The sequence below is a fragment of the Emticicia sp. CRIBPO genome, from assembly GCF_009905725.1.
GTDB lineage: Bacteria > Bacteroidota > Bacteroidia > Cytophagales > Spirosomataceae > Leadbetterella.
The window spans coordinates 605511-628104 of sequence record NZ_JAAAKV010000001.1 but is presented as its reverse complement, the minus strand read 5'-3'; the positions used below and the strand labels follow the sequence as shown (position 1 = coordinate 628104).

Below are 22594 nucleotides of genomic sequence, written 5' to 3'. Positions count from 1 at the left end.
AACAAATTGGCATAAAATAAATACAGAAATTAATTTAATGTGATTTTCCGACCATTTTGTGAATGGCATTGATCACCAGGTCCGGTTGGTCAAACTGTACATAATGACCACTTTTAGGAGCCAGTACGTGCGTCCCTTTGGTAGAAAGGGCCACCTGTTCTTTCTGAAGTCCCAGCCAGGCAGGGATAAACTTTTTGCCCATTTCAGGATCCGGGAAATCATTGATGCGGTTAGGGCTGGTGCCGGTGATGACGGTTAAAGGGATATTACCGAAACTGTTGATGTCCCTGGCTATCAGTGACATGGGGGCAAATTCATTTTTTTCTTCCAGTACCGCACTCAGCGACGAAGGAAACAAAGCGTTATTGATGATGTTGGTGGGGTCAGCCGGAAGTGTCGACGGGTAGTTTTCTTTTACCATCAGCCTCACCAGGCCGAGGTTGGAGGCCAGTTTGACCATCGCATCAGGAGGCAGGGCTTCCATGGCTTTGGCCAGTTCCGGAAAACGCGTAAGTTGCTCCGGATGGGAGGTGTCGACAAATACAATTCCGGCGACTTCCCAGGGATAGTTTTTAATGAAACTTCTGAGGATAATGCCCGCCATGGAGTGGCCCACCAGGATATACGGTCCTTTTAGTCCGGACTTATTTAATAAGGTATGTAATTCTTCGGCCATGGCCTCCCCGGTTTTCGGTTGCGGGCCCCTTTCACTGTAAAGGATCCCTGCACGGTCGTAAGAAAAGGCGGTGGTGAATTCGGCCACCTTGTCCTGCACTTTTGACCAGGCCAGTGAGCCGCCGCCGTCAAGGCCTGATTCGAAAACGACCACCGGTCCGCCTTTACCCCTGATGTCTGCATGTAATTTATAACCACCGATATCGGTCATGCTGCCGTGAGGCGGATATTTTTTCAGGGCCATGTTGCGGGAAATCTGCTCATACACAAATCCGGCAAGCAGTACCAATACTATAAACAGGAGAATTCCGATCGAGATCCTTTTGAACCATTTCATTTTTTATATCAGACTTTTAAAGTGCCGTGAACGCGGTTTCCGGTTTTACACAGCAAGGTTTTCATGCTTTATAGAAGTGTCCAAAACTACTGAATTTATGTTTTAAATCCTATAAAGAGTAAGGGCGTATGCATGGTAATTTCGCCTAATCCGGTATTTTCTCACTAAATTGCAGCATGAAAATCAACGAACAGCAAATTCTGGACAATCTCGGTATTGAAAGTCTTAATGCCATGCAGAAATCGGCATTAAAAAACATTACAAAAGAAAATGATGTTTTCCTGCTTTCCCCCACCGGTTCAGGTAAAACCCTGGCTTTTCTTTTACCTTTGCCGGGCATGTTAAAACCCGAAATCAATGCCGTTCAGTGTTTGATCCTGGCCCCGTCAAGAGAGCTGGCCCTGCAGATAGAGCAGGTATGGAAAAAGATGTCGACCGGATTTAAAGTCAACGCCTGTTACGGCGGCCATGACATGAGCACGGAAATCAATAACCTGAGCAATCCCCCGGCGGTCCTGATCGGTACCCCCGGTCGTATTGCCGACCACATGACCAGGAGGACTTTCTCCCTGAACAGCCTTCAGATCCTGATCCTGGATGAATTCGATAAATCACTTGCCATGGGTTTTCATGAGCAGATGTCGTTCATCATCGGCAATCTCAGGAAATTGAGAAAAAGAGTCCTGGTTTCAGCGACTTCGGGTATACAGATTCCTGAGTTTGCCGGGATCAAAGAGCCTGTAGTGCTTGATTTCATTCCTAAAGAAGAAACAGAAACGGCCCTTCTGACCCAGCTGGTGGTTTCGGAAGAAAAAGATAAGATCAATGCCCTTTTTCACCTGATCTGTAATCTCAATTCTGAAAATGCCCTGATTTTCTGTAACCACCGGGATGCCGTGGAAAGAACGAGCCAGTTGCTCAATGAAAAAGGTATTTTCAGCTCGTTTTATCACGGGGGTATGGAACAGGACGACCGCGAACGTGCCCTGATCAAGTTCAGAAACGGGACGGTCAGGTACCTGATCACTACCGATCTGGCAGCCCGCGGACTGGATATTCCTGAAATGAAATATGTGATTCACTTTCATTTGCCCGCTCATGAGCATGAGTTTATTCACCGCAACGGCCGCACCGCCAGGATGAAAGCCTCAGGTACAGCCTATGTACTTCTGCATCATGAAGAAAAAGTGCCGCATTATTTACCGGAAGACCTGGAAGAATTCAAAGTAAATAAAAACAGGCCTGTACCCAAACACCCTGAATTCCAGACGATTTATGTCAGCGGCGGCCGGAAAGACAAAGTCAGTAAAGGAGATATCGTAGGCCTTTTTTCTCAGAAAGGAAAACTGGAAAAAGAAGATATCGGTCTGATCGAAGTCCAGGATTTTATTTCATTCGTGGCGGTCAGAGAAGCTAAGGTGGCTGCTCTTTTAGCCGGTATCAAAAATGAAAAAATGAAAGGCAAGAAGTTCAAAATTGAAGTAGCGAGATAACCCGTTTAATCCTGTAATCCTGTCCTAAATAGTTAACGTAAAGTTACGTTGGAGCGGCGTAAAGTTACGTTGGAGCGATGTAAAGTTACGTTGGAGCGGCGTAAAGTTACGTTGGAGCGATGTAAAGTTACGTTGGAGCGATGTAAAGTTGCGTTGGAGTGGCGTAAAGTTACGTTGGAGTGGCGTAAAGTTACGTTGGAGTGGCGTAAAGTTACGTTGGAGTGGCGTAAAGTTACGTTGGAGCGATGTAAAGTTACGTTGGAGCGATGTAAAGTTGCGTTGGAGCGATGTAAAGTTACGTTGGAGCGACGCAAAGTTACGTTGGAGAGATGTAACTGACAGTTTGAGCTACGTATCTTGCAGTTTGAGTAACGCAGCTCGCAGTTGGGCCGACGTAAGAGAGGAGAGTGTAAACAGAACTGTGTCAGAGTAGACTTTTTTGCACTATTGTCACCTCAAGCGTAGTCGAGAGGCGAGGCTGATACTACTTTTTCAGGAGAGTGTAAACACAACCACACCAGGCCATGTTTACACCCCCCGTCTTTACTTATCGATCACAATTCCGTCAAACGACCCCAGTTTATCCAGTTTGAATTCCAGGATGCCATCTTTCCAGGTGAAGGCCAGCGGCTTTTTGGTGTCAAGAGAAATGACTCTCAAGGGTTTGAAAGCAGCTTTGATTTTAAAATTCAGATTGAAAACCGGTAAAGGTTCAAAATAAGTGATGCCGCTGAATCCAGTTAGATTGACCAGGTGGAGTATCAGTCCGTCAGATTCTTTTTTGTTCTTATTTTCCGGGATATTCCGGGTATACTCCTGCAAAATCACTTCGATCCTTTCATGGGCATTGGTTTCTACCATTTTGCCGGCATCCGGATAAAGATAATCAATCACATCCAGCAGGATATTTTTATGTTCCTGGTAACCGTGCTGATAGTATAATTTACCGAGGTTGGCCGGTATAATCGCCGCCGAACTGTTCGCGTGTTTCTTCACACCCATCGCCCAGAAGCCTGTAGGCTCATGGCCGCCGATGATTTCTGGCGGCCCCGGCCGTCCTTTTGACAGGATAGGTAAGGCTTTGAAATCAGCACCCGAAAGGTCATATTGCCCGAGGTTAAATTTCCAGAACAACATTTTTTGTCCCGGGAATCTCCTGAAAATAGTCCTGCTTTCCGGCTTCAGATAAAATCCAACCCCATCCATATCCCGCTGTATAATTTTGGCACCGAACAGCTCTTCCAGTGTTTCCGGAGTATCAAAGAATGTCCTGTTGGTAGCAATCAGATGCGTACCTCCCTGAACCGCCTCTTTCAGTACTTTGATGCCTTCAGCATTCAGATAGGTGATTTCGGGCAGGAGAATCAACCTGTAACTTTTAACTTTTTCGGCCAGGTTCCTGATCTGGTTGTCTTCAATGATGTCAAACGGAATATGGGCTTCTTTCAGCATCAGCTGAATGCCCCGGTATTCCTGCATGGGTTCGCCGGATGGCCACGAACCCGGTGCAATCAGGGCTACTTTGGCGACAGATTTGTATTTACCGAAATAGGCTTCGTTCTTTTTGTGATGGGCATATATTTTTCTGATGACTCCATAATTCCTTTCATCTTCATAGCCCCGCATATCGCCCATCATGCTGATGTCCAGTCCTGATCCGTGGGCAATGTTTTCATATAACCTGATGGCTACTTCCTGCGGTTCCACGGCATTGTATCTCGACTGGAAAGAGATCTGCTGGATGCTGGCGTTGCTGATGATGTGGTCAGGAAATGAACTCCCGGCACTGTTGACATTGTCAGACGCCGAATAAGGCCAGTAAGGTACCGTGGGGTTGGACTGGGATTCGTGCCTGATGATGTCCACGAACTTGTCCATGTAAGTACAGATTGCAATCTGGTCACTTTTAGATTTTACCAGTTTATGCAACCGTTCTGACCAGTCTTCTACGGTCGCTTTTTTGAACTCCAGGTATTTCTGAAAGACAGTATCTGCTTTATTTTCAACGGTGGGCAGGGTCATGCCGCCGCTGTATTCTGCAAATCTCTTTTTGTCGGATTCATTCTGGTCGATGCCATGATATTTGCCTTCATACGGATTATTGACCTGGTAGCCGGGCATATTCAGGAAGATGCCGTCGACGGGAAAGCGGTCGATGACCTCTTCGATGATCTTAAAGGCTTTTTCCTGCACATAAGGAGCGTTAATGGATACCACATACATGTCCGTATTGATGATCCTTTCGCCTTTCGGAGATATATAACACCAGTCGGGGTGGGCTTTAAAAATACTTTCATGCACCCGGCTGAAATCAAAGCGTACAATAACCCTGATATTATTTTCATGGCATTTCCTGACCACTTCCTCCAGCATGTTGTTTTTCACGAAAGGGTTCTTGTAATGAAAATCCAGGCCGGTTTTATAGAATGCCATGATACCACCCGCGTTGATCAGAAGGGTATTGGCTGAAAAGTTCTTAAGATCCCGGATCAGGGAGTCGGGGTGAAGGGTGGCTGCTTCGTATGCCGGGAGGTTGGTCTGTATGACCCTCAGGTTGTTTTTTTTCCACCAGGGGTCTTTTTCCTGTGCAAAACCGATAACAGTAGAAATGAGTAAAAACAAGACAGGACGGAGGAATTTCATCAGACTTGGTTTAAATGGTTGAATGCTCAAAAATAAGCATATTTGGCCATGTGTTAAGACTTCTCCGTCCTTTTTGAGGTACAAAAAAAGAGATTTATTACAATTTTGTGCAGAAAATAGTGTCTTTGGAAGACGGCAATTCTTTATTGCCTGAATCCGTGATTTTATCGTCCTCACATTGCCACCATGACAAGCTTAATGGTTTACGGCCGTTTTTCAGCAGTTCATCCATTTTAAAGGTCTTTGATCCTCCGGGTTCCAGGATATTAAAATGGGTACAATCCATAGGCATTCTGCTTATGTAGGTTAAGATAGAAGTATCTATGATGTTAAAGTGAACGGTTTTGGCAGTTTGGTTGGTCACAACCAGGTCTGCCCCTTTGATCGCAAAACACAATTCACCCTCTCTGGCCGTCAGGTTTTCTTTTTTACAACCATTTAAAAGCATAAGGAGCAAGGGGAATAACAGTAGTTTTTTCATCAATGATAAGTTAAGAATTGAGATTAATTTTTGATTTTGGCACATAACAAAGAGTGCTGATTGGTTTGAAAATCAGCAAAGTTGGTGTCTGTGATGATATTATTCTCACAGATCCACCAGGTGGCTCTCAGTGTTTTTTTGCCTTCTTTAATAAAACTGCTTAACCCATGGCTCTTGGATTTCCCTGGTTCAAGGATAAAATAGTTGTTACAATCATAAGCAGACCGGTTCATCAGATCCATCAGTTCAGTGTCCACGATGTCATAATGGACCGTTTTCCTGGTGTCGTTTTTTACTTCGATGCGGTCGACTTCAACGACAAAACAAAATTCTCCTGATCTGGCTTTGAGGTCATCCTGTTTGCAGCCGTTCATCAATAAAAATACGACAAAAAGCAGACTTAGCTTTTTCATAGAAGTAGTGTTAAAGTGAATGGTAATGGTGTTACTTTATGCTCGTGCAATAGTTGATATCCGTCGTGGTGACCAGGGTATGGTGACCCATGTTGCTGATTTTATCGCGTTTGCATTCCCACCAGGTAAGTACCAGTGGATTCCTTCCGTCCTCCAGTAGTTTATTCAGGTCATATGTCCTGGAGTTACCGGATTCCAGTATCTCAAAATTGCTGCAGTCAAATGGAATTCTGTTAACTCTGGGCAGCATTTCTGCATCAATCAGGTCGTAGTGAGCGGTTTTACCTGTTCTGTTAATGACCGTAATTTCATCCCCCTTGATGACAAAACAAAGTTCTCCGTTGGCGTTGCGTGCAGCAGGATCTTCATCGCCACAGGTTTTTAATGCAGTAAGAAGAGCCAGAAGTACAAATAGATGTTTCATGTTTGTAAGGTTGTTGTTGACTTATTGATTCTTTTTAAAGCCGGATGGTTGGAAGTGCAGAGGGAATAATTGAAATTGGCGGGTATAAAAATGTATTTTTTGAATCTGCAGATACGCACAGCCGTGCGTATCTGCAGACTTAAAAACGGGCCTTCAGGCCCGGAATCTCCTCGAGCAACAATTATTGACATTTGGCCCCGCCTTCAGGCGGGGCCAAATGAAATCAGGATACCTCTGCCGCTTCAGCGGTTTTGGTATTGTCGTCAGAGTGTCTGTCTATCAGCTTGTTGATCGGGTCAATGCCTGCTTTTGAAGGCAGCTCTTTAACAATGATCTTAAACTCACTCTTACCTTTTTTGACTTTATATTTCTTCAGATAGATCAGCTTTTGTTCTCCTTTTTTGTCGAGGGTATACACCCCAAGGTCTATCCAGTCGTTTGAGGCAATGCTTTTTTCATTGCCTTCTTTATCGGCCCTGAATTTCTCGCTGTTGACGCTCAGCGTCACTTCATATTTGCCGTCTTTCAGTTTTTTGTAACTTACTTTTTCGGCTTTGTTTTCATACAAAGTGATGGTCTCAAACATATCTTCAATGACATACTGCAGGCTGTCAGGTGTCTGGGCTTTGAAGAAACCTAGCAGGTCACGACTGGTCGGGTACCTGCCTTTCGGATGGTCCGGCCCCGGATATTGCCATTCTGCCAGGAAGTTACGCAAGGCCAGGTTTACCTTGTCTTCTCCGATGTAATCCTGCAGGGCATACATCACCAAAGCACCTTTCTGATAATGGATATAGCCCTGTGCCTCAACTTCCACCAGCGGTTGTTCTTTCTTACGTTCAGCCGAGCGTCCTCTCAGGTATCTGTCCAGTTCATATTTCAGGAACTTCTGCATCAGTTCAGGCGACTGGTTGTTTTTCATGACCATCAGGGCAGAATACTGGGCCTGGGTTTCTGATAACATCGCATTGCCTTTCACACCCGCTTCCGGCACCTGGTGACCCCACCACTGGTGTCCGAGCTCGTGGGCGGTTACATAAAACGGCATGTCCAGGTCTTCTTCAGGGTCTTTGATTTTCTGGATAAAACCTATGCCCTCAGAGAACGGAACAGTATTGGCAAAAGATTGAGCAAAGTCTGAATACTTCGGAAATTCCATGATCCTCATCTGTCTGTACTGATAAGGGCTGAAGTTTTTTGAGAAATAATCAAAGGACCTTTTCATCGAAGTCATCATCGTTTCGAGGTTGTAAGGGTGGCCTTTGTGGTAATAGATTTCAAGGTCCACATCCTTCCATTTGTCACGTTTTACTTCATACCTGGCAGAGACGATCGAGTAGAAATTGACCATCGGTACATCCATTTTGTAATGGAAATACTTCCTGTCACCCGCTTCCCAGCTTTTCTGAAGATAACCCGGGGCAATGGCGATCTGGTCTTTTGAGGTGCCGATCTGCATCTCAAAACGGATATAATCAGCGTCGTCACCAAACAGGTTCATCGCCAGACCACGCGGATCATTCTGTTCCAGCATCCTTTCTTTTTCAGGCAGTTTGTATTTCCTTCTTTCGTCATCGTCCCCGATTTCAAAATCAGAGCTATAACCCAGGCTCGGGAAATAGCCGTTGTTAAAGAATGTACCGTTGTAAACCACGTTGGTATTGGAGCCTGAAGCCACAAAACCTTTGGTCTCAAAGACGGTTTTGAATGATAGTTTGACCGAATCACCCGGTTGCAAAGGCTTGTTAAGCTGGTAAATGGTGTAGTCAAATTTGTCCCATTTCTGCTTCACTTTGGCACCTGTGGAGAAAGTCAGGTATTCCAGTTTCATTTTATGTAAAACGTCGTTCTGGATATGCACTTCCGAGATCACCTTTTTGGTTTTATTCTTCATCCAGTAAAAACCTTCCGCCGTGAAGTCCCTCTTTTCAGGATAGATTTCCACTTTAAGATTGGCTTCGATGATTCTGGGCTGATCTGTCTTTTCGTATTTTTTAAAGGTTTTTTCATATTCTACCTGCAGTTTTTCACGGTCTTCCTGGCTGGTATATTCATTGAGCTTGTTGGTGTTATAGAAAATATAACAGCCCGACATGATGAAGACCAGCAACGAAGTCAGCACAAAAGCAAGCATAGGCCTGGTTAATCTCAGCTTACCCACTTTGATCCTGCTTTTCAGAATGGCTTCAGAGCCTCTTACCCCGAATACGATGGCCAGTGCAAAAAGCAGCACCGAAAGCCCCGTCCAGTAAAGCTTGGTCCAGGAGAATGACGTCAGGAAGTGCCCGAAGTCGTTCATGTCCGAATAACTTCCCAGCCTGCCGCTGCCGAAGATCAGCATCGGGTGTTGTATACCCGCAGCACCTAAAAAGAAGGTCGTGATAAAGAACACAAACATGAGGGCAAAACCGACAAATTTGCTGTTGGAAACCACCTGCACAAAGAAACTGAGCAAAGAATACAAAAGGATGAAGGCGAGTGTACTCGAAAAAAGCGATTTGAAATAAAGCGGCAATTCAAAATTAAAGTAGCCCAAAGCCGCCTGAATACAAACCCCGCAGAAAATCAGGATAAAGATCAGGATGATGTTACTCAGCAATAAACCCAGGAACTTGGCCGTCAGGTTGACCCAGTCGGCCACAGGCGTAGCATCAACGATCAGGTTGAAGTTGACACTTCTTTCTTTCCAGACAAGTTCACCTGAGTAAAACACAATAATGATCAGGAAAAATAGATCAAATTCACTCAATAGCTCAATTACATTGGCCGTAACAGGGTAAGAACTTGTACCATACATTTGGTCGAAGTAGAATCCGCTAACTACAAGATTAAAAATACCCACAAACACAATGGCAAGATAAGGTATTTCTCGGGAGATCAGTTTTAAGTAAAACTTTGTCTGCTGGATAAGTTGTTGAATTGAGGTTGTAAATCCGCTGTGTTGGTGAACCAGAGGAATCTTAACAGTTTCTGGTTTTATCAGGTTATTTTCTGACTTTTTTGTTTTTTTTGATTTGAAGAAACTCTTCTGGACAACGTTAAAGTTGAAAGCAAAATAAGTAGCAGCCAAAATAAAGACAGCAAAACCACACCATATAAGCCTGTTGTAAAGCAAGAGGCCGGTAAGTGGTACAATCTGTGTGTTTTTCTGAGCTGGAGTCCAGTATTCGGTGTGTATCTCGAACGCTCTTAAGGCAAATGGATCAATCAAAGCGGCGAATGTCTTGTTTTCAATGTCAGAAAGTATGTCTGAAGTTACCTGATATAAAACAAGTAAAATGATACCTTGTGTGTAAATGACAATAGTTTTTCGGCTTAATGCACCGGAAGCAAAGAAGATAGCTCCCTGGATGAACAGGTTCGTTACACCGAATACAAAATAAGGTTGTAAATAAGACCAGGCATTAAAGGCGAGCATTTCTTTTTCTTTCCACGAAGGGTCCCATGGCAGGAATTTTCCGATGGAATAGCCAGTCATAAAGCCAAGCCATATAGAAGAATAAATCAGTACCATTACAAGGAAAGAACCCAGGAAACGGCCAAATAGATAATCGAATTTGGACATCGAAGTAGTAAACATCATAGACTCTGTTTTGTGATCAAAGTCTCTGAGTACTGCCACACCCATGATGGCTGAACAAATGAAGGTAAAGACGAAGGTCATGATCACGGTCATGAAAGCCAGGTTGAAAGGAGAGTTTTCCTTGATCTGGCCACCCGCCACACCCCCTATCGAAATATATTTTGAAGTTGCCGCTCCAAAGCAAAATAGAAATAAAATCCCAAAGTAAATATAGGTAGCCGGTCGCTTTTTCCGGTAATCGAATTCAAATCGTAAAATTTCTCTTAACATAATCGTCGGTTTTTAAAGGGTTCAGGCTGCGGTAATGATTCTGGAGAAATAAACGTCTTCCAGGTCGCCGGCAACTCCTTCAAAAGTTCCGTCAGGGTTTCCTTCTTCAGAAAGGATATGGATCAGCGGCGTTCCGCCAATCAGTTTTTCGGAGATCACCTTGAAATTATTCTTATAGTCAGCCAGTTCTGCTTTGGCGATTCTCTTGCTCCAGACTTTTCCTTCCAGTTCATTAATGGCGTCAAAAGGATTGCCTTTGTAAAGTACCTGCCCTCTGTTGATGATCGCCATATCTGAGCACAACTCTTTGACGTCCTCAACAATGTGGGTAGACAAAATGACGATGGTGTTTTCGCCGAGCTCCGACAAAAGATTAAGGAAACGGTTACGTTCCGCAGGGTCAAGTCCTGCGGTCGGCTCATCCACGATGATCAGTTTGGGATTGGCCAGCAAAGCCTGTGCAATACCGAAACGCTGTTTCATGCCGCCTGAATACCCGCCAAGGTTTTTCTTACGGGCGTCCCACAGGTTGGTTTTGTGCAGAAGGGCTTCCACCACTTCTTTTCTCTCGCCTTTATTAGTAATGCCTTTGAGCACGGCCAGGTGGTTAAGCAGGGTGACGGCATCCACTTTAGGATACACGCCGAATTCCTGGGGCAGGTAACCCAGGGTTTGTCTGACCTCATCTTTCTGGGTCAGTACATTGATGTCTCCCAGGAAAATTTCCCCGGAATCGGGTTCCTGCAGGGTGGCGATGGTACGCATCAGCGATGATTTTCCGGCACCGTTCGGGCCAAGCAGCCCGAACATCCCCTGGTTAATGGTCAGGTTGACGTCCTTGAGGGCATGGACACCATTTGAATAAGTTTTGTTAAGTCCTGATACAGACAATTTCATGGTTCAGATAGTTTGGTAAATGATATAGATTACAAATTAAGGATTTTACCTTACAATCAGAATACCAAATGGGAGGAATTCCCTGAATAAAAGTGATAAACGACAGGAATTGTGGGATAAGAGGAATACAATATATTCCTCCGGAGGTAAAAGGAGGAATATATTGCTGTATGATTGTCAAATGATCGATTGAAAAGTTATAGACGGAGCCGTAGCATTACATCCACTTTTTCAGTTGTTTAAGCATGTCTTTTTTGCTGATGTATCCGGAGTATTGCCACACCACTTCATTGTTTTTGTACAATTTGAAAACAGGCAGGGCATCTACTTTCTGGTCGGCAACGATGCTTTTATTCTTATCGGCGTCTATCTGTACAATAGAAACTTTTCCGGCCAGGTCGGTTTTGAACTGATTCAGGTAAGGTTCCATCTTTTTGCATGGTCCGCACCATTCCGCGAAGAAATCGACCAGGACCAGCTGTGAGGAAGTGGTCAGGCTGGTATATTCCTGTTGACTGATGCCCGTCCATCCGGCAGAGGGGCCTGATAAACCCGCCGCATTCCATTTGACAATGCCGCCTTTCAGTTCATAAACTTCCGTAAAACCCATGGCCCGCAATTTTTCGGCGGCCTGCTTACTCCTGATACCACTGAGGCAATAAACCATCAGCGGCTTGGTTTTGTCATAACCCGCCACCTTGTTTTCAAAGCCCGCTTCTTTCCAGTTGATGTTGACGGCTTTGCTTAAATGTTGCTTTTCGAATTCCTGTGGAGTTCTGACATCCAGGAGCAGCACTTCAGGCAAAGCCTTGATTTTACCCGCAAAATCTTCCGGTTCGAGTTCCTGTGCCTGGCTGCAGAATGTAATGGCGGACAGGAAAATAATACTTAACAGTTGGTTTCTCATGCTTTATCGTTTGGATTCTTTTGAAAACATACTCAATACCAGGCCGCCCATCATGGCTCCGTAAAGCGTACTGTTGACAGGTTTGGAAGTGATCATGCAGGTGCCGGAATTGCAACCTACAAAATGGTAATACAGGTAACCGCCCACCGCTCCGGCAACGACCCCGATACAGATCAGAATGATATTTCTTTTATTCATAATGACAAAATTAAAAAATAAGCAGAAAGGACCATGCGGCTTTCATAATTACTTCGCAGCAAGTCCTCGTCCGACGTAGCCGCCAGGCCGGGCGGGCTTTCCCCGTATTTCAGTCACTTCAGTAACTATGCTCCTCCAGTTTCACTTTCCCTTTAAACGTCCAGAAGACAAAAGTGGTATAAGTTAAAACCAGCGGAACGCCGACAGCTGCAAAGATCAGGACTATTTTCAGTGACTTTTCAGAAGCTGAAGCATTATGGACGGTCAGGTTAAAAGCCGGGTCGAGTGTTGAGACCACCATGTTGGGATATAACTCAACGGCTACGAGCAGCAACAGCAAACTCACGGTAAATCCTGAAGAAAGGAAGGCGTAAAGGTAATTCCTTCGGGTGATTTCCCGGGTAATGTTCGCAATGCTCAGCACCATCAGGATCGGCATGATGAACATCCAGGGATTGGCCCGGATGTTGGACGCCAGGTGAGGGACATACAAAATAGTATAAAAACTCAGCAAAAGCATACAAATGATAAAAAATATGGTCGTATTCCGCACCAGAATCGTCAGCTTGGCGTACAGGCGGTTTTCTGTTTTCATGACCAGGTAAATGGCTCCGTGCATCATAAAAAGGGACAGGGTGGTTATTCCCACCAGAACCGAATAAGGGTTAAGGAAATAGACCAGGGAACCTGTGAAATTCCCTTCTTTGTCGATCGGGATGCCCAGCAGCAGGTTTCCCAACACCACACCCAGCAGGAAAGCGATCATAGAGCTGGACAGGGAATAGGAGATATCCCACATGCCCCGCCACCAGAACATGGGTTCTTTGCTTCTGAATTCTATGGAAATGGCCCTTAAAATGAGAACAAACAGAAAGAGCATAAACGGCACATAAAAAGCCGAGAAGACTGTAGCATAAACCGCCGGAAATCCTGCAAACAAGGCTCCCCCGCCGATGACCAGCCAGACTTCGTTGCCGTCCCATACCGGGCCGATGGCGTTGATGGCGATCCTGCGGCTTTCTTCTTTTTTGAAAAACAAATGAAGGGCCCCGGCTCCGAGGTCGAAGCCGTCAAGAATAGCGTATCCTGTAAATACTGCACCGATGACCAGAAACCACCAGGTGGCGTAATCTAAACCTAAAAAAGTAGCCATAGTTTTATTGGATGTTGTCTGCAATGGTTTTTAATTTCGGACTGTGTTCTGAATGATCCTCATAATAAGGCCCGTGCTTTATTTTTTTATTCAGTAGGTAGATAAACAAAGCAAACAGCAAGGTGTAAATGACGGTAAACATGATCAGCGAAAACATGACCTGCTCGGCGGTCACCGCCTTTGACAAGGCATCTGAGGTTCTCAGCAGGCCGTAAACCACCCATGGCTGGCGACCTGTTTCTGCAGCATACCAGCCCACCTGGTTGGCAATTTGCGGCAGCAGGACACTCCAGGCAAAAACCTGTAGAAGCCAGGGCTGGTCAAACAGCTTTTTCTTCCATAGCATGTACGTCCCGAAAATGGACAATGCGATGAGGAACATCCCGATGCTGATCATGATGTGATAGGTCTGGAAAACGATGTTGGGCGAAGTGGGACGGTCTTCCGGCTTAAAACTTTTGAGTCCCCTGACCGGAGTAGTCAGGTCCTGGTGCATCATCATGGTCAGGCCTTTGGGAATGCTCAGGCCATGTGTTTTCTCATTCTTTTTGTCGACATACCCGAACAGGTACATGTCGGCCACCGCCAGGCTGTCGAAATGTCCTTCCATAGCGGCCAGTTTGGCGGGCTGGTATTCGGCCACCACCTCGGCCGAACGATGTCCGATAAACAACTGAACCACAGAGGAAATCGCTACCACATAAAAGGCGATTCTGAAAGATTTCTGAGCAAAATCAACGTGTTTTTTCCTGATCAGGTAATAAGCACTGATGCTCACCACCAGGAATGCCCCGGCAATGAAAGCCCCTGTCCAGACATGAAGAATACGCTCCACAGAAGAAGGGTTAAACACCATCGCCCAGAAATCGGTGATCTCTGCACGGGCATTGGTGCCTTCCCCGACGATGTGATAGCCTGCCGGTGTTTGCTGCCAGGAGTTGGCTACCACGATCCAGATGGCTGAAAACATGGAACCCAGTGTAACCATCACAGTAGAAAAGAAATGCACCCTGGGGCTCACTTTGTTCCATCCGAATAACAGGATACCCAGGAATCCGGACTCAAGGGCAAAGGCAAAAATACCTTCAGCTGCCAGTGCACTCCCGAAAATGTCCCCGACATATTTAGAGTAAACGGCCCAGTTGGTGCCGAATTCAAATTCCATCACAATGCCGGTGGCCACGCCGATGCCGAAGATCAGGGCAAATATTTTAGTGTAAAATTTGGTCATATCCTCATAAACTTTCTGACCGGTTTTGAGGTACATGCCTTCCATGAGGACCATCACTAGACCGAGACCGATGCTTAAAGGAGGATAGATGTAATGAAAGGCGATAGTAAAAGCAAACTGAATACGGGACAATACTTCAACATTCATGATTTCTTAGTTTTAATTTAAAAAAATCGGGAAAGCCTGTTGACAAATCACCATCCTGACAAACCTTGGATACACGTCTTTGTGGCGGTTTTGCCTGAGGGTTTCCTTCGAAACCATTCTTTTTTATGAGGGTCGATGTAAGGTTCGAGCAGAAAGAAATGAACCGGAATTGAAGGCTGAAATCAGGCTGCTCAGCGGTGGGATTCTGATGCTGCAAGTTAGGTCAGGAATGTGATATATGGATGGAGAAAGTGATTTTTTTATTTGTGGGTTCTGATTTAGAGATTGAGCGAATTCGTGATTGATCTCAGCTTCGATCGGGCCTTTGTAGAGATGTTGCATGCAATGTCGGGTTTTTATTCTCCTATAATGTTTTGGATTTGTTGGTATTTATGTAAAGTGTTTCGTATATTTATTGTTGTGTGTAAAATTTGCATATCCTTTAACTAACCAAAAAGTGAACTTATCTCCTTTTATCATCGATAGACGTGAAAACTTTAATAAAGATGTGTTGAATTCAATGCATAAATTAAGATACGATGTGTTTATTGGAAAAAGGAAATGGAAGACTGGATTAAAAAAAATAGGTAAAAAAGAATATGATAAATATGATAAAACAAATACTACTTATGTTATCAATCTGAATGAGAATAGGCAAGTGAACGCTTGCTGCAGACTTATTTCAACAGACACACCGTATATGTTGGCGGAAAGATATGCCGAAGCAATAGATTTAATCGATATACCAAATTCAAATAAAATCTGGGAAATTACTAGATTTTGTGCCTCAGATAAATTTATAGAAGAGACAAACCATAAAGTGCTTCCGCTAATGTTGCTGGAGGTAATAGAATTTGGATTAAAAAATAACGTTACAAATTTCATTTCATTAACCACCCTTGGACTAGTTGAGCAACTTAGAAAATCTTCTGGTTGGGACTTTAGTGTACTTGGAGAACCGATAAAAACACCTGATGATATTTCACAAGCCCTCTTTTTTACAGTTAATGAGATTGAAAGAGATAAGATCATAAGAAAGATCAATGAAGTATAAATAATTTCAAGACTATTTATATTTTAATATCTCTCTACATTATGTTTGAATCTTGTAACTTTGCAATATGAGCAAAGTAGAAAGCATCGAAGCGTTTTATCAATCCAAGCTGAACTGGATGCCTGAGAACCTGAAAAAGGAGATCGGTCATTTTAATGTTTTTAAGCTGGACGATTTTATGGGTTGCCGGGCCAAACCTATTCCATATAGCCGCAAGGATTATTTTAAGATTAGCCTGATCATCGGTAAAAACAGGGTGCATTATGCGGATAAGGTCGTTGACATTGAAAAACAGGCCTTGTTTTTTGCCAATCCCCAGATTCCATACAACTGGGAACAGCTTGACGAACAGCAGACGGGCTTTTTCTGTGTTTTTACTGAAGCTTTTTTTCATCAGTTCGGTCAGTTGAAAGACTATCCCGTTTTTCAGCCTCAGGGCACACCGGTATTTGCGATCAGCGATGACCAGGTGGAGACCATCAGTGCGATTTACCGCTCGATGACTGAGGAAATCGAGTCAGATTATGCCTATAAATATGATGTTTTAAGGAACCTGGTCTTTGATCTTATACACAAAGCGATGAAGATGCAACCGGCCAACCTCTCGGTGAATCATCATTCCAATGCTTCCAAACGCATTTCTTCTTTATTCCTCGAATTGCTCGAAAGGCAGTTTCCTATTGAAGACGCCCGCCAGCGGTTCACCTACCGCTCTGCTTCAGACTTCGCAGGCCAGCTGGCTGTTCATGTCAATCACCTCAACAGGGCCCTGAAAGAAACCACACAAAAAACCACTTCTGAGATCATATCGGAGCGTCTTACGCAGGAAGCCAAAGTGCTTTTAAAGCACACTGACTGGAACATTTCTGAGATAGCTTACAGTCTTGGTTTTGAAGAACCTGCTCATTTTAATAACTTTTTCAAGAAAAATATTCAATTGACACCTTCGCAATACCGGGCTGTTTGAATTTTGCAAGTTATTGTTTGAATCCCGCTAGCCGGGGCGATGCTGTACAAAGTAATTTTGCTGCATCATTTAAACAATATCATTATGAATGCAAACAAAGTATGGTTCGTGACAGGTGCTTCCAAAGGCCTGGGACTGAGCCTGGTTAAAAAGCTTTTGTCTGAAGGCTACCGTGTAGCCGCTACTTCGAGAACACTGAGCAGCCTGGAAGAACAAATAGGGGAGTCGTCGGCAGATTTTCTTCCGCTGGAAGTCAATATAGTCAGTGAACCCAGTGTGAAAGAAGCTGTTGAGAAGACCATCAGCCATTTCGGCGGACTGGATGTCGTAGTCAACAATGCCGGGTACGGCCAGATGGGGACGCTGGAAGAACTCTCTGATGAAGAAGCCAGGGCTAATTACGATGTCAACGTTTTCGGTCTCCTGCATGTGATCCGCCAGGTGATGCCGCATTTCAGGGCCAGGCAGAGAGGGCATTTCTTCAATATCTCTTCCATCGGTGGATATACCGCCAATTTTGCGGGCTGGGGAATCTACTGTTCCACTAAATTTGCCGTTTCGGGTTTGACCGAAGGACTGGCTGCAGAAGCTGCAGGCTTCGGAGTCAAGGTCACGCTGGTGTATCCGGGTTATTTCCGTACCAGTTTCCTGAGTTCAGACTCGGTTAAGACACCTGCCCGCTCCATTGAAGCCTATGAAGCAGCGAGGCAATCGGAGGCTTTTCACCAGGACGAGATGGACGGCAACCAGCCGGGTGATCCTGAAAAGGCTGCAGATGCGATGATAAAAATGAGCCTGGAAGAAAATCCTGCCCTACATTTATTTTTAGGAGAAGATGCTTACAGCGTAGCTCAGAAGAAAATACAGGAAGTAAACGGAGATCTCGAAAAGTGGAAAGAAGTGACTTTGTCGACAGCGTTTTGAAGGAACATTTAGGATTTTGATGAATAAGTTTGCTTTGTCGTAAAATATTTAACTCGAAAAAAAAACAATACGTGTAAAATGAAATTATTTTACACGTATTGTCGTTATTCCTGAAAGTAAAATAAATGATACAAACCATGAATACAAAATTAACTTTGACTATAGAGCATACGGTTATTGAAAAAGCAAAAAAATACGCTTTGGCACAAGAACGTAGTTTGTCGGATATCATTGAGAATTATCTTAAGTTAATAACCAGCGATGAAAGTAAAAGTGAAATAGAATTAAGTCCTACAGTTAAAGCCTTAAAAGGATCATTTAAAGCCCCTAATGACTTTGATTATAAAAAAGAACTTGGTAAAAGGTTATCTGAAAAATATATATAATGGTAAGAGTTCTGATTGATACTGATGTTATTCTTGATTTCTTTTTTGACAGGCAGCCTTTTTCGGAACATGCTGCAGAAATTTTTTCTCTATGTGAAAGAAAAGAAATCAAAGGATTTATTACTCCTGTTATTTTGAGTAATGTTTATTATCTGCTAAGGCAAGGAGCAAAGCATGAAAAGGTAATTGAAAAATTGTCAGGTCTGATCTCGATAGTGGAAATTCTTACCATAGATAAAGGAGTAATAAAAATGGCATTGGCTTCAGCATTTAAAGATTTTGAAGATGCATTGCAAAATTATTCAGCTGAAATGAGTGGAGAAATTGATTTGATATTGACGAGAAATATAAAAGACTATAAAAATAGTTTACTAAGTGTTTATACCCCGGAAAGCTATTGTGAATTGAGGTTAAATAGATAATGAGAATGTTTCGTTTTAATAGATATTTGGATTTACGTGACATGAAAGTGACTTTGTCGACGGCATTTTAATGAAGCCTTTCGTTTGTTGACGGTTTGCAGTTAGCTTCAGGATCAGAAAATAAGTAAAATAACAGGCCGGATGAAACTTTCATCCGGCCTGTTATTTTTTACATCATTACCAACAGATGACTATTGTTATGAACCGGAAAAGCTAATGGCTGAAGGCTGACAGCCAACCGCCCCAAAAATTATTTTTCAAAAAACAGGATACCATAGGATAGTTTAAATTACTATCTTTATTTGCTTTGCATAAATTACTCTTATATAAATATTTAGACGATAATGACAAAGACATTTGGGGTGGATAGTTTTAAACATGTTAGTTATTTGTGGGACGACGCCAGGGCGGCAGAACTGGCCGGTGATGAAGTGGCCCTGTTTATTTACCGTTCCAATCTCCTGGGTGCGGACTTAAGACTGACCAATTACGGCGGTGGCAACACCTCTGTGAAAATAACCGACAAAGACCCGCTTACAGGGCAGGACGCCGAGGTAATGTGGATCAAAGGTTCAGGTGGTGACATCGGGACACTGAAAAAATCGGGTTGTGCAGCTTTGTATGTGGAAAGGCTTCGCAGTCTTGAAAATGTCTACAGAGGCATTGATTTTGAAGATGAGATGGTGGAGTTGTTCAATCACTGTATCTTTGACCTGGCTTCAAAAGCACCTTCCATTGATACGCCTCTACATGGATTTTTACCTTTCAAACACATAGATCACCTGCACCCGGATGCGGCGATTGCGATTGCAGCGGCCAAAGACGGTGAGAAAATCACTGAGGAACTTTTCGGCGGGACCATCGGATGGGTGGGTTGGCAAAGGCCGGGTTTCGACCTGGGGCTTCAGTTGCGTGAATGTCTTGAAAAAGCGGCCGCAAAAGGCATTCAACTGAAAGGCATCATGCTGGGTTCACATGGTTTGTTTACCTGGGGTGACACCGCTTATGAAAGTTATATCAACACTTTAGAGGTGATAGAAAAATGTGCTGAATACCTTGAAAGTAACTATGGCAAAAAAGGACCTGTTTTCGGAGGTCAGAAAATCAGCAGCCTTGAAGAGGCGGACAGATTGAGCCAGGCCGCTAAACTGGCCCCGATCCTTCGCGGGTTCTGTTCGTCTTACAGAACCATGGTGGGCCATTTCTCGGACGATGACAGGGTACTGGAATTCATCAATTCAAATGACCTGGATAAACTGGCTCCTTTGGGAACCTCTTGTCCTGACCACTTCCTGAGAACCAAAATATCTCCGCTCGTGCTTGACCTGGCGGCTTCAGAAGACCTGACCGACACCAAAGGCATTAAAGAGAGACTTTCACCTGCATTTGAGTCATACAGGCAATTATATACCGATTATTACGAAACCTGCAAGCATGACAACAGTCCGGCGATGCGTGACCCCAACCCTGTGGTGATCCTGTATCCGGGTGTGGGTATGTTTACGTTTTCTAAAGATAAACAAACCGCGAGGGTAGCATCTGAATATTATACCAATGCCATCAATGTGATGAAAGGGGCCGAGGCGGTTTCTGAATACACTTCGTTGCCACGTCAGGAAGCTTTTGATATTGAGTACTGGTTGCTGGAAGAAGCAAAACTGCAAAGGATGCCGAAACCGAAACCTTTGTCGGGCAGGGTGGCTTTGATCACGGGGAGTGCCGGTGGAATAGGAAAGGCTATCGCGAAGAAATTTGTCCATGAAGGGGCTTGTGTTGTGTTGAATGACATTAACGCCGAAAGGCTGGAAGGGGCGAGAGCTGAGTTTGTGTCACTGTTCGGTAAAGATGCTGTGGCTACTACGGTCCTGAATGTAACCGATATTGAAAGCGTCAAAGCGGCTTTTGAAGCTTCTGCCTTAGCTTTCGGTGGTGTGGATATTGTTATTAACAATGCCGGTATCAGCATTTCAAGGTCTATTGAAGAGCACAGCCTGGAAGAGTGGGACAGACTTTATGATATCCTCGTAAAAGGCCAGTTTATCGTAACGCAGGCTGCTGTGGCGATCATGAGAAAACAAGGCTTCGGAGGCGATGTGGTTAATATTGTCTCTAAGAATGCCCTGGTAGCAGGCCCTAACAACGCCGGATATGGCTCAGCAAAGGCAGCACAGCTTCACCTGACACGTCTGAACGCTGCTGAATTGGGTGCCGATAAAATAAGGGTCAATACCGTTAATCCGGATGCTGTAATCTCCGATTCAAACATCTGGGCAGGCGGCTGGGCCGAAGGTCGTGCCAAGGCTTACGGAATCACCGTGGCTGAGCTTCCGGCTTATTATGCCAAAAGGACCTTGCTGAATGAAATCATCCTCCCGGACGATATCGCCAACGCCTGTTTTGCTTTTGTGGGCGGATTGCTCAACAAGTCGACCGGAAACGTACTGAACGTGGACGGCGGGGTAGCGATGGCGTTTGTGAGATAAATGGCTGTTGGCTTTTTAGCGGTTAGCTATTAGCCTCCCGATGTCATTGCTTTCATATTTTCGGATAAATTCGAAGCTATTCCTTGCGTAACAGATATCAACGGTTCTTTGAAAGTGAAAAACAGAAATAAATTAAAAAGCTAATAGCCCGAAGCTAACAGCTATCGGCTAAAAAACAATTCAACCAAAAATGAGTATTTCAAAAAACGATATAGAAGGATTTAACGGGAAAAACAGTTCTCAGCACCAGCTGAAACTGGCTTATGCCCTTTCGACGATTGAGCAGTCAGAAGAAGTAATTAATAAACTGATCGATTTTCAGATAGCCATCCCTTCATGGGCCCTGGGTACGGGAGGAACACGTTTCGGACGTTTTGCCGGTGGCGGGGAGCCGAGAAGCCTGGAAGAGAAAATAGCGGATGTGGGATTACTACACGCCCTTAACCAGTCTTCCGGGGCGATTTCCCTGCACATTCCATGGGACATCCCGCAAAATCCGGGTGCTATCAAGGCACTCGCAGGGCAGTACGGACTGAAGTTTGATGCAGTCAATTCCAATACGTTCCAGGACCAGCCCAACCAGGAATTCAGCTATAAATTCGGGTCGTTGCAACACGTCGACAGGGGGGTGAGAAAGCAGGCCATTGAGCATAACATTGAAGTGATCAAACACGGTATCGAGCTGGGCTCTGATGCCTTGACTGTGTGGTTGTCTGACGGATCATGTTTTCCGGGTCAGTTGAATTTCAGAAGGGCTTTTGAAAACACCCTGGAAGGTCTGCAGGAGATTTACGCGGCCTTGCCTGATGACTGGAAGGTGTTTGTAGAATATAAAGCTTTTGAACCCAATTTTTATTCCATGACCGTGGGCGACTGGGGTCAATCACTGCTTTATGCTTCCAAACTGGGCGATAAAGCTTATACTTTGGTCGATCTCGGTCATCACCTACCTAATGCCAACATCGAGCAGATCGTAGCCTTGCTGATGATGGAGGGCAAACTGGGTGGATTCCACTTCAATGACTCTAAATACGGCGATGACGACTTAACTGTCGGAAGTATTCGTCCTTATCAGTTGTTCCTGATATTCAATGAGTTGATCAGTGGCCAGCAGGACAATAACCCGCCTTTCGGTAAGAAAGGTTTCGGGTGGATGATTGATGCTTCGCACAATGTCAAAGACCCTCTTGAAGACCTTCTTCAGGCCGTCGAGGCGATCATGATTACTTATGCCCAGGCTTTGCTGGTAGACAAAAAGAAACTGAATGAAGCCCAGCTGAATAACGATGTGGTTCTGGCCCAGGAAATACTTCAGACGGCTTTCAGAACGGATACCCGGGCCCTGGTGGCTGAAGCAAGACTCAGAACCGGTGGAGCATTAAGCCCGCTGGGATTATTCAGGGAAAAGGAAATCAGAAAGCAGCTGATTCAACAAAGAGGAGCGAAGGCCATTGCGACGGGCCTGTAATTTCCCCTATTTTTCGATAATTGTAATTTTTATCTGAA

Annotated in this window: 19 protein-coding genes; 8 read left to right on the top strand and 11 right to left on the bottom strand. The window is 44.4% G+C overall.

What is annotated here, in order from left to right; genetic code table 11:
• Positions 1-34: 34 nt before the first annotated feature.
• Entirely contained in the window at positions 35-1012 is a 978-nt protein-coding gene (locus GVN16_RS02790; RefSeq protein WP_166562304.1) for an alpha/beta fold hydrolase, read from the bottom strand.
• A 176-nt stretch (positions 1013-1188) separates the two neighbouring features.
• On the opposite strand from GVN16_RS02790, the gene GVN16_RS02785 reads away from it, so the two are divergent.
• Positions 1189-2505 carry a DEAD/DEAH box helicase gene (locus GVN16_RS02785; protein ID WP_166562303.1) on the top strand — a complete coding sequence of 439 codons (1317 nt, stop codon included), beginning with the start codon at positions 1189-1191 and terminating at the stop codon, positions 2503-2505.
• A 543-nt stretch (positions 2506-3048) separates the two neighbouring features.
• Here the strand turns inward: GVN16_RS02785 and GVN16_RS02780 are convergent.
• The 10 genes from GVN16_RS02780 to GVN16_RS02735 form a co-directional block, all read right to left on the bottom strand.
• Entirely contained in the window at positions 3049-5148 is a 2100-nt protein-coding gene (locus tag GVN16_RS02780; RefSeq protein ID WP_166562302.1) for an alpha-amylase family protein, read from the bottom strand.
• A gap of 97 nt (positions 5149-5245) precedes the next feature.
• A complete protein-coding gene (locus tag GVN16_RS02775; RefSeq protein ID WP_166562301.1) occupies positions 5246-5629 on the bottom strand; it encodes a hypothetical protein in 384 nt (127 codons plus the stop codon).
• 23 nt (positions 5630-5652) lie between these two features.
• Positions 5653-6042: a hypothetical protein gene (locus tag GVN16_RS02770; protein WP_166562300.1), complete on the bottom strand. Its 390-nt coding sequence runs from the start codon at positions 6040-6042 to the stop codon at positions 5653-5655.
• 31 nt (positions 6043-6073) lie between these two features.
• Positions 6074-6466, bottom strand: a complete 393-nt coding sequence (locus GVN16_RS02765; protein WP_166562299.1) for a hypothetical protein — start codon at positions 6464-6466, stop codon at positions 6074-6076.
• Between the two features lie 223 nt (positions 6467-6689).
• On the bottom strand, positions 6690-10319 hold the full coding sequence (locus tag GVN16_RS02760; RefSeq protein WP_166562298.1) for a M1 family aminopeptidase: 3630 nt from the start codon (positions 10317-10319) through the stop codon (positions 6690-6692).
• A gap of 21 nt (positions 10320-10340) precedes the next feature.
• The gene (locus GVN16_RS02755; RefSeq protein WP_166562297.1) at positions 10341-11216 is read right to left on the bottom strand and encodes an ABC transporter ATP-binding protein; all 876 of its coding nucleotides are present in this window, start codon (positions 11214-11216) and stop codon (positions 10341-10343) included.
• 217 nt (positions 11217-11433) lie between these two features.
• Positions 11434-12123, bottom strand: coding sequence for a thioredoxin domain-containing protein (locus tag GVN16_RS02750; RefSeq protein WP_166562296.1), 690 nt, complete (start codon positions 12121-12123; stop codon positions 11434-11436).
• A gap of 3 nt (positions 12124-12126) precedes the next feature.
• Entirely contained in the window at positions 12127-12321 is a 195-nt protein-coding gene (locus tag GVN16_RS02745) for a DUF6132 family protein (protein WP_166562295.1), read from the bottom strand.
• A 118-nt stretch (positions 12322-12439) separates the two neighbouring features.
• Positions 12440-13474, bottom strand: coding sequence for a cytochrome d ubiquinol oxidase subunit II (cydB, locus tag GVN16_RS02740; RefSeq protein ID WP_166562294.1), 1035 nt, complete (start codon positions 13472-13474; stop codon positions 12440-12442).
• 4 nt (positions 13475-13478) lie between these two features.
• Positions 13479-14852, bottom strand: coding sequence for a cytochrome ubiquinol oxidase subunit I (locus tag GVN16_RS02735; RefSeq protein ID WP_166562293.1), 1374 nt, complete (start codon positions 14850-14852; stop codon positions 13479-13481).
• Positions 14853-15309: 457 nt separating this feature from the next.
• Here GVN16_RS02735 and GVN16_RS02730 point away from each other — a divergent pair, with 457 nt between their 5' ends.
• The 7 genes from GVN16_RS02730 (at position 15310) to GVN16_RS02700 (ending at position 22556) form a co-directional block, all read left to right on the top strand.
• The gene (locus tag GVN16_RS02730; RefSeq protein ID WP_166562292.1) at positions 15310-15906 is read left to right on the top strand and encodes an acyl-homoserine-lactone synthase; all 597 of its coding nucleotides are present in this window, start codon (positions 15310-15312) and stop codon (positions 15904-15906) included.
• Between the two features lie 67 nt (positions 15907-15973).
• The gene (locus tag GVN16_RS02725; protein WP_166562291.1) at positions 15974-16873 is read left to right on the top strand and encodes an AraC family transcriptional regulator; all 900 of its coding nucleotides are present in this window, start codon (positions 15974-15976) and stop codon (positions 16871-16873) included.
• A gap of 84 nt (positions 16874-16957) precedes the next feature.
• Entirely contained in the window at positions 16958-17797 is an 840-nt protein-coding gene (locus tag GVN16_RS02720) for an SDR family NAD(P)-dependent oxidoreductase (RefSeq protein WP_166562290.1), read from the top strand.
• Positions 17798-17934: 137 nt separating this feature from the next.
• Positions 17935-18183: a DUF6364 family protein gene (locus GVN16_RS02715; RefSeq protein ID WP_166562289.1), complete on the top strand. Its 249-nt coding sequence runs from the start codon at positions 17935-17937 to the stop codon at positions 18181-18183.
• Complete coding sequence (locus GVN16_RS02710; protein ID WP_166562288.1) at positions 18183-18605, top strand: PIN domain-containing protein; 423 nt, start codon at positions 18183-18185, stop codon at positions 18603-18605. Before GVN16_RS02715 ends, GVN16_RS02710 begins: the two co-directional genes overlap by 1 nt.
• A gap of 344 nt (positions 18606-18949) precedes the next feature.
• Entirely contained in the window at positions 18950-21088 is a 2139-nt protein-coding gene (locus GVN16_RS02705) for a bifunctional aldolase/short-chain dehydrogenase (protein ID WP_166562287.1), read from the top strand.
• A gap of 190 nt (positions 21089-21278) precedes the next feature.
• Entirely contained in the window at positions 21279-22556 is a 1278-nt protein-coding gene (locus tag GVN16_RS02700) for a sugar isomerase (protein WP_166562286.1), read from the top strand.
• The last annotated feature ends 38 nt before the right edge of the window (positions 22557-22594 follow it).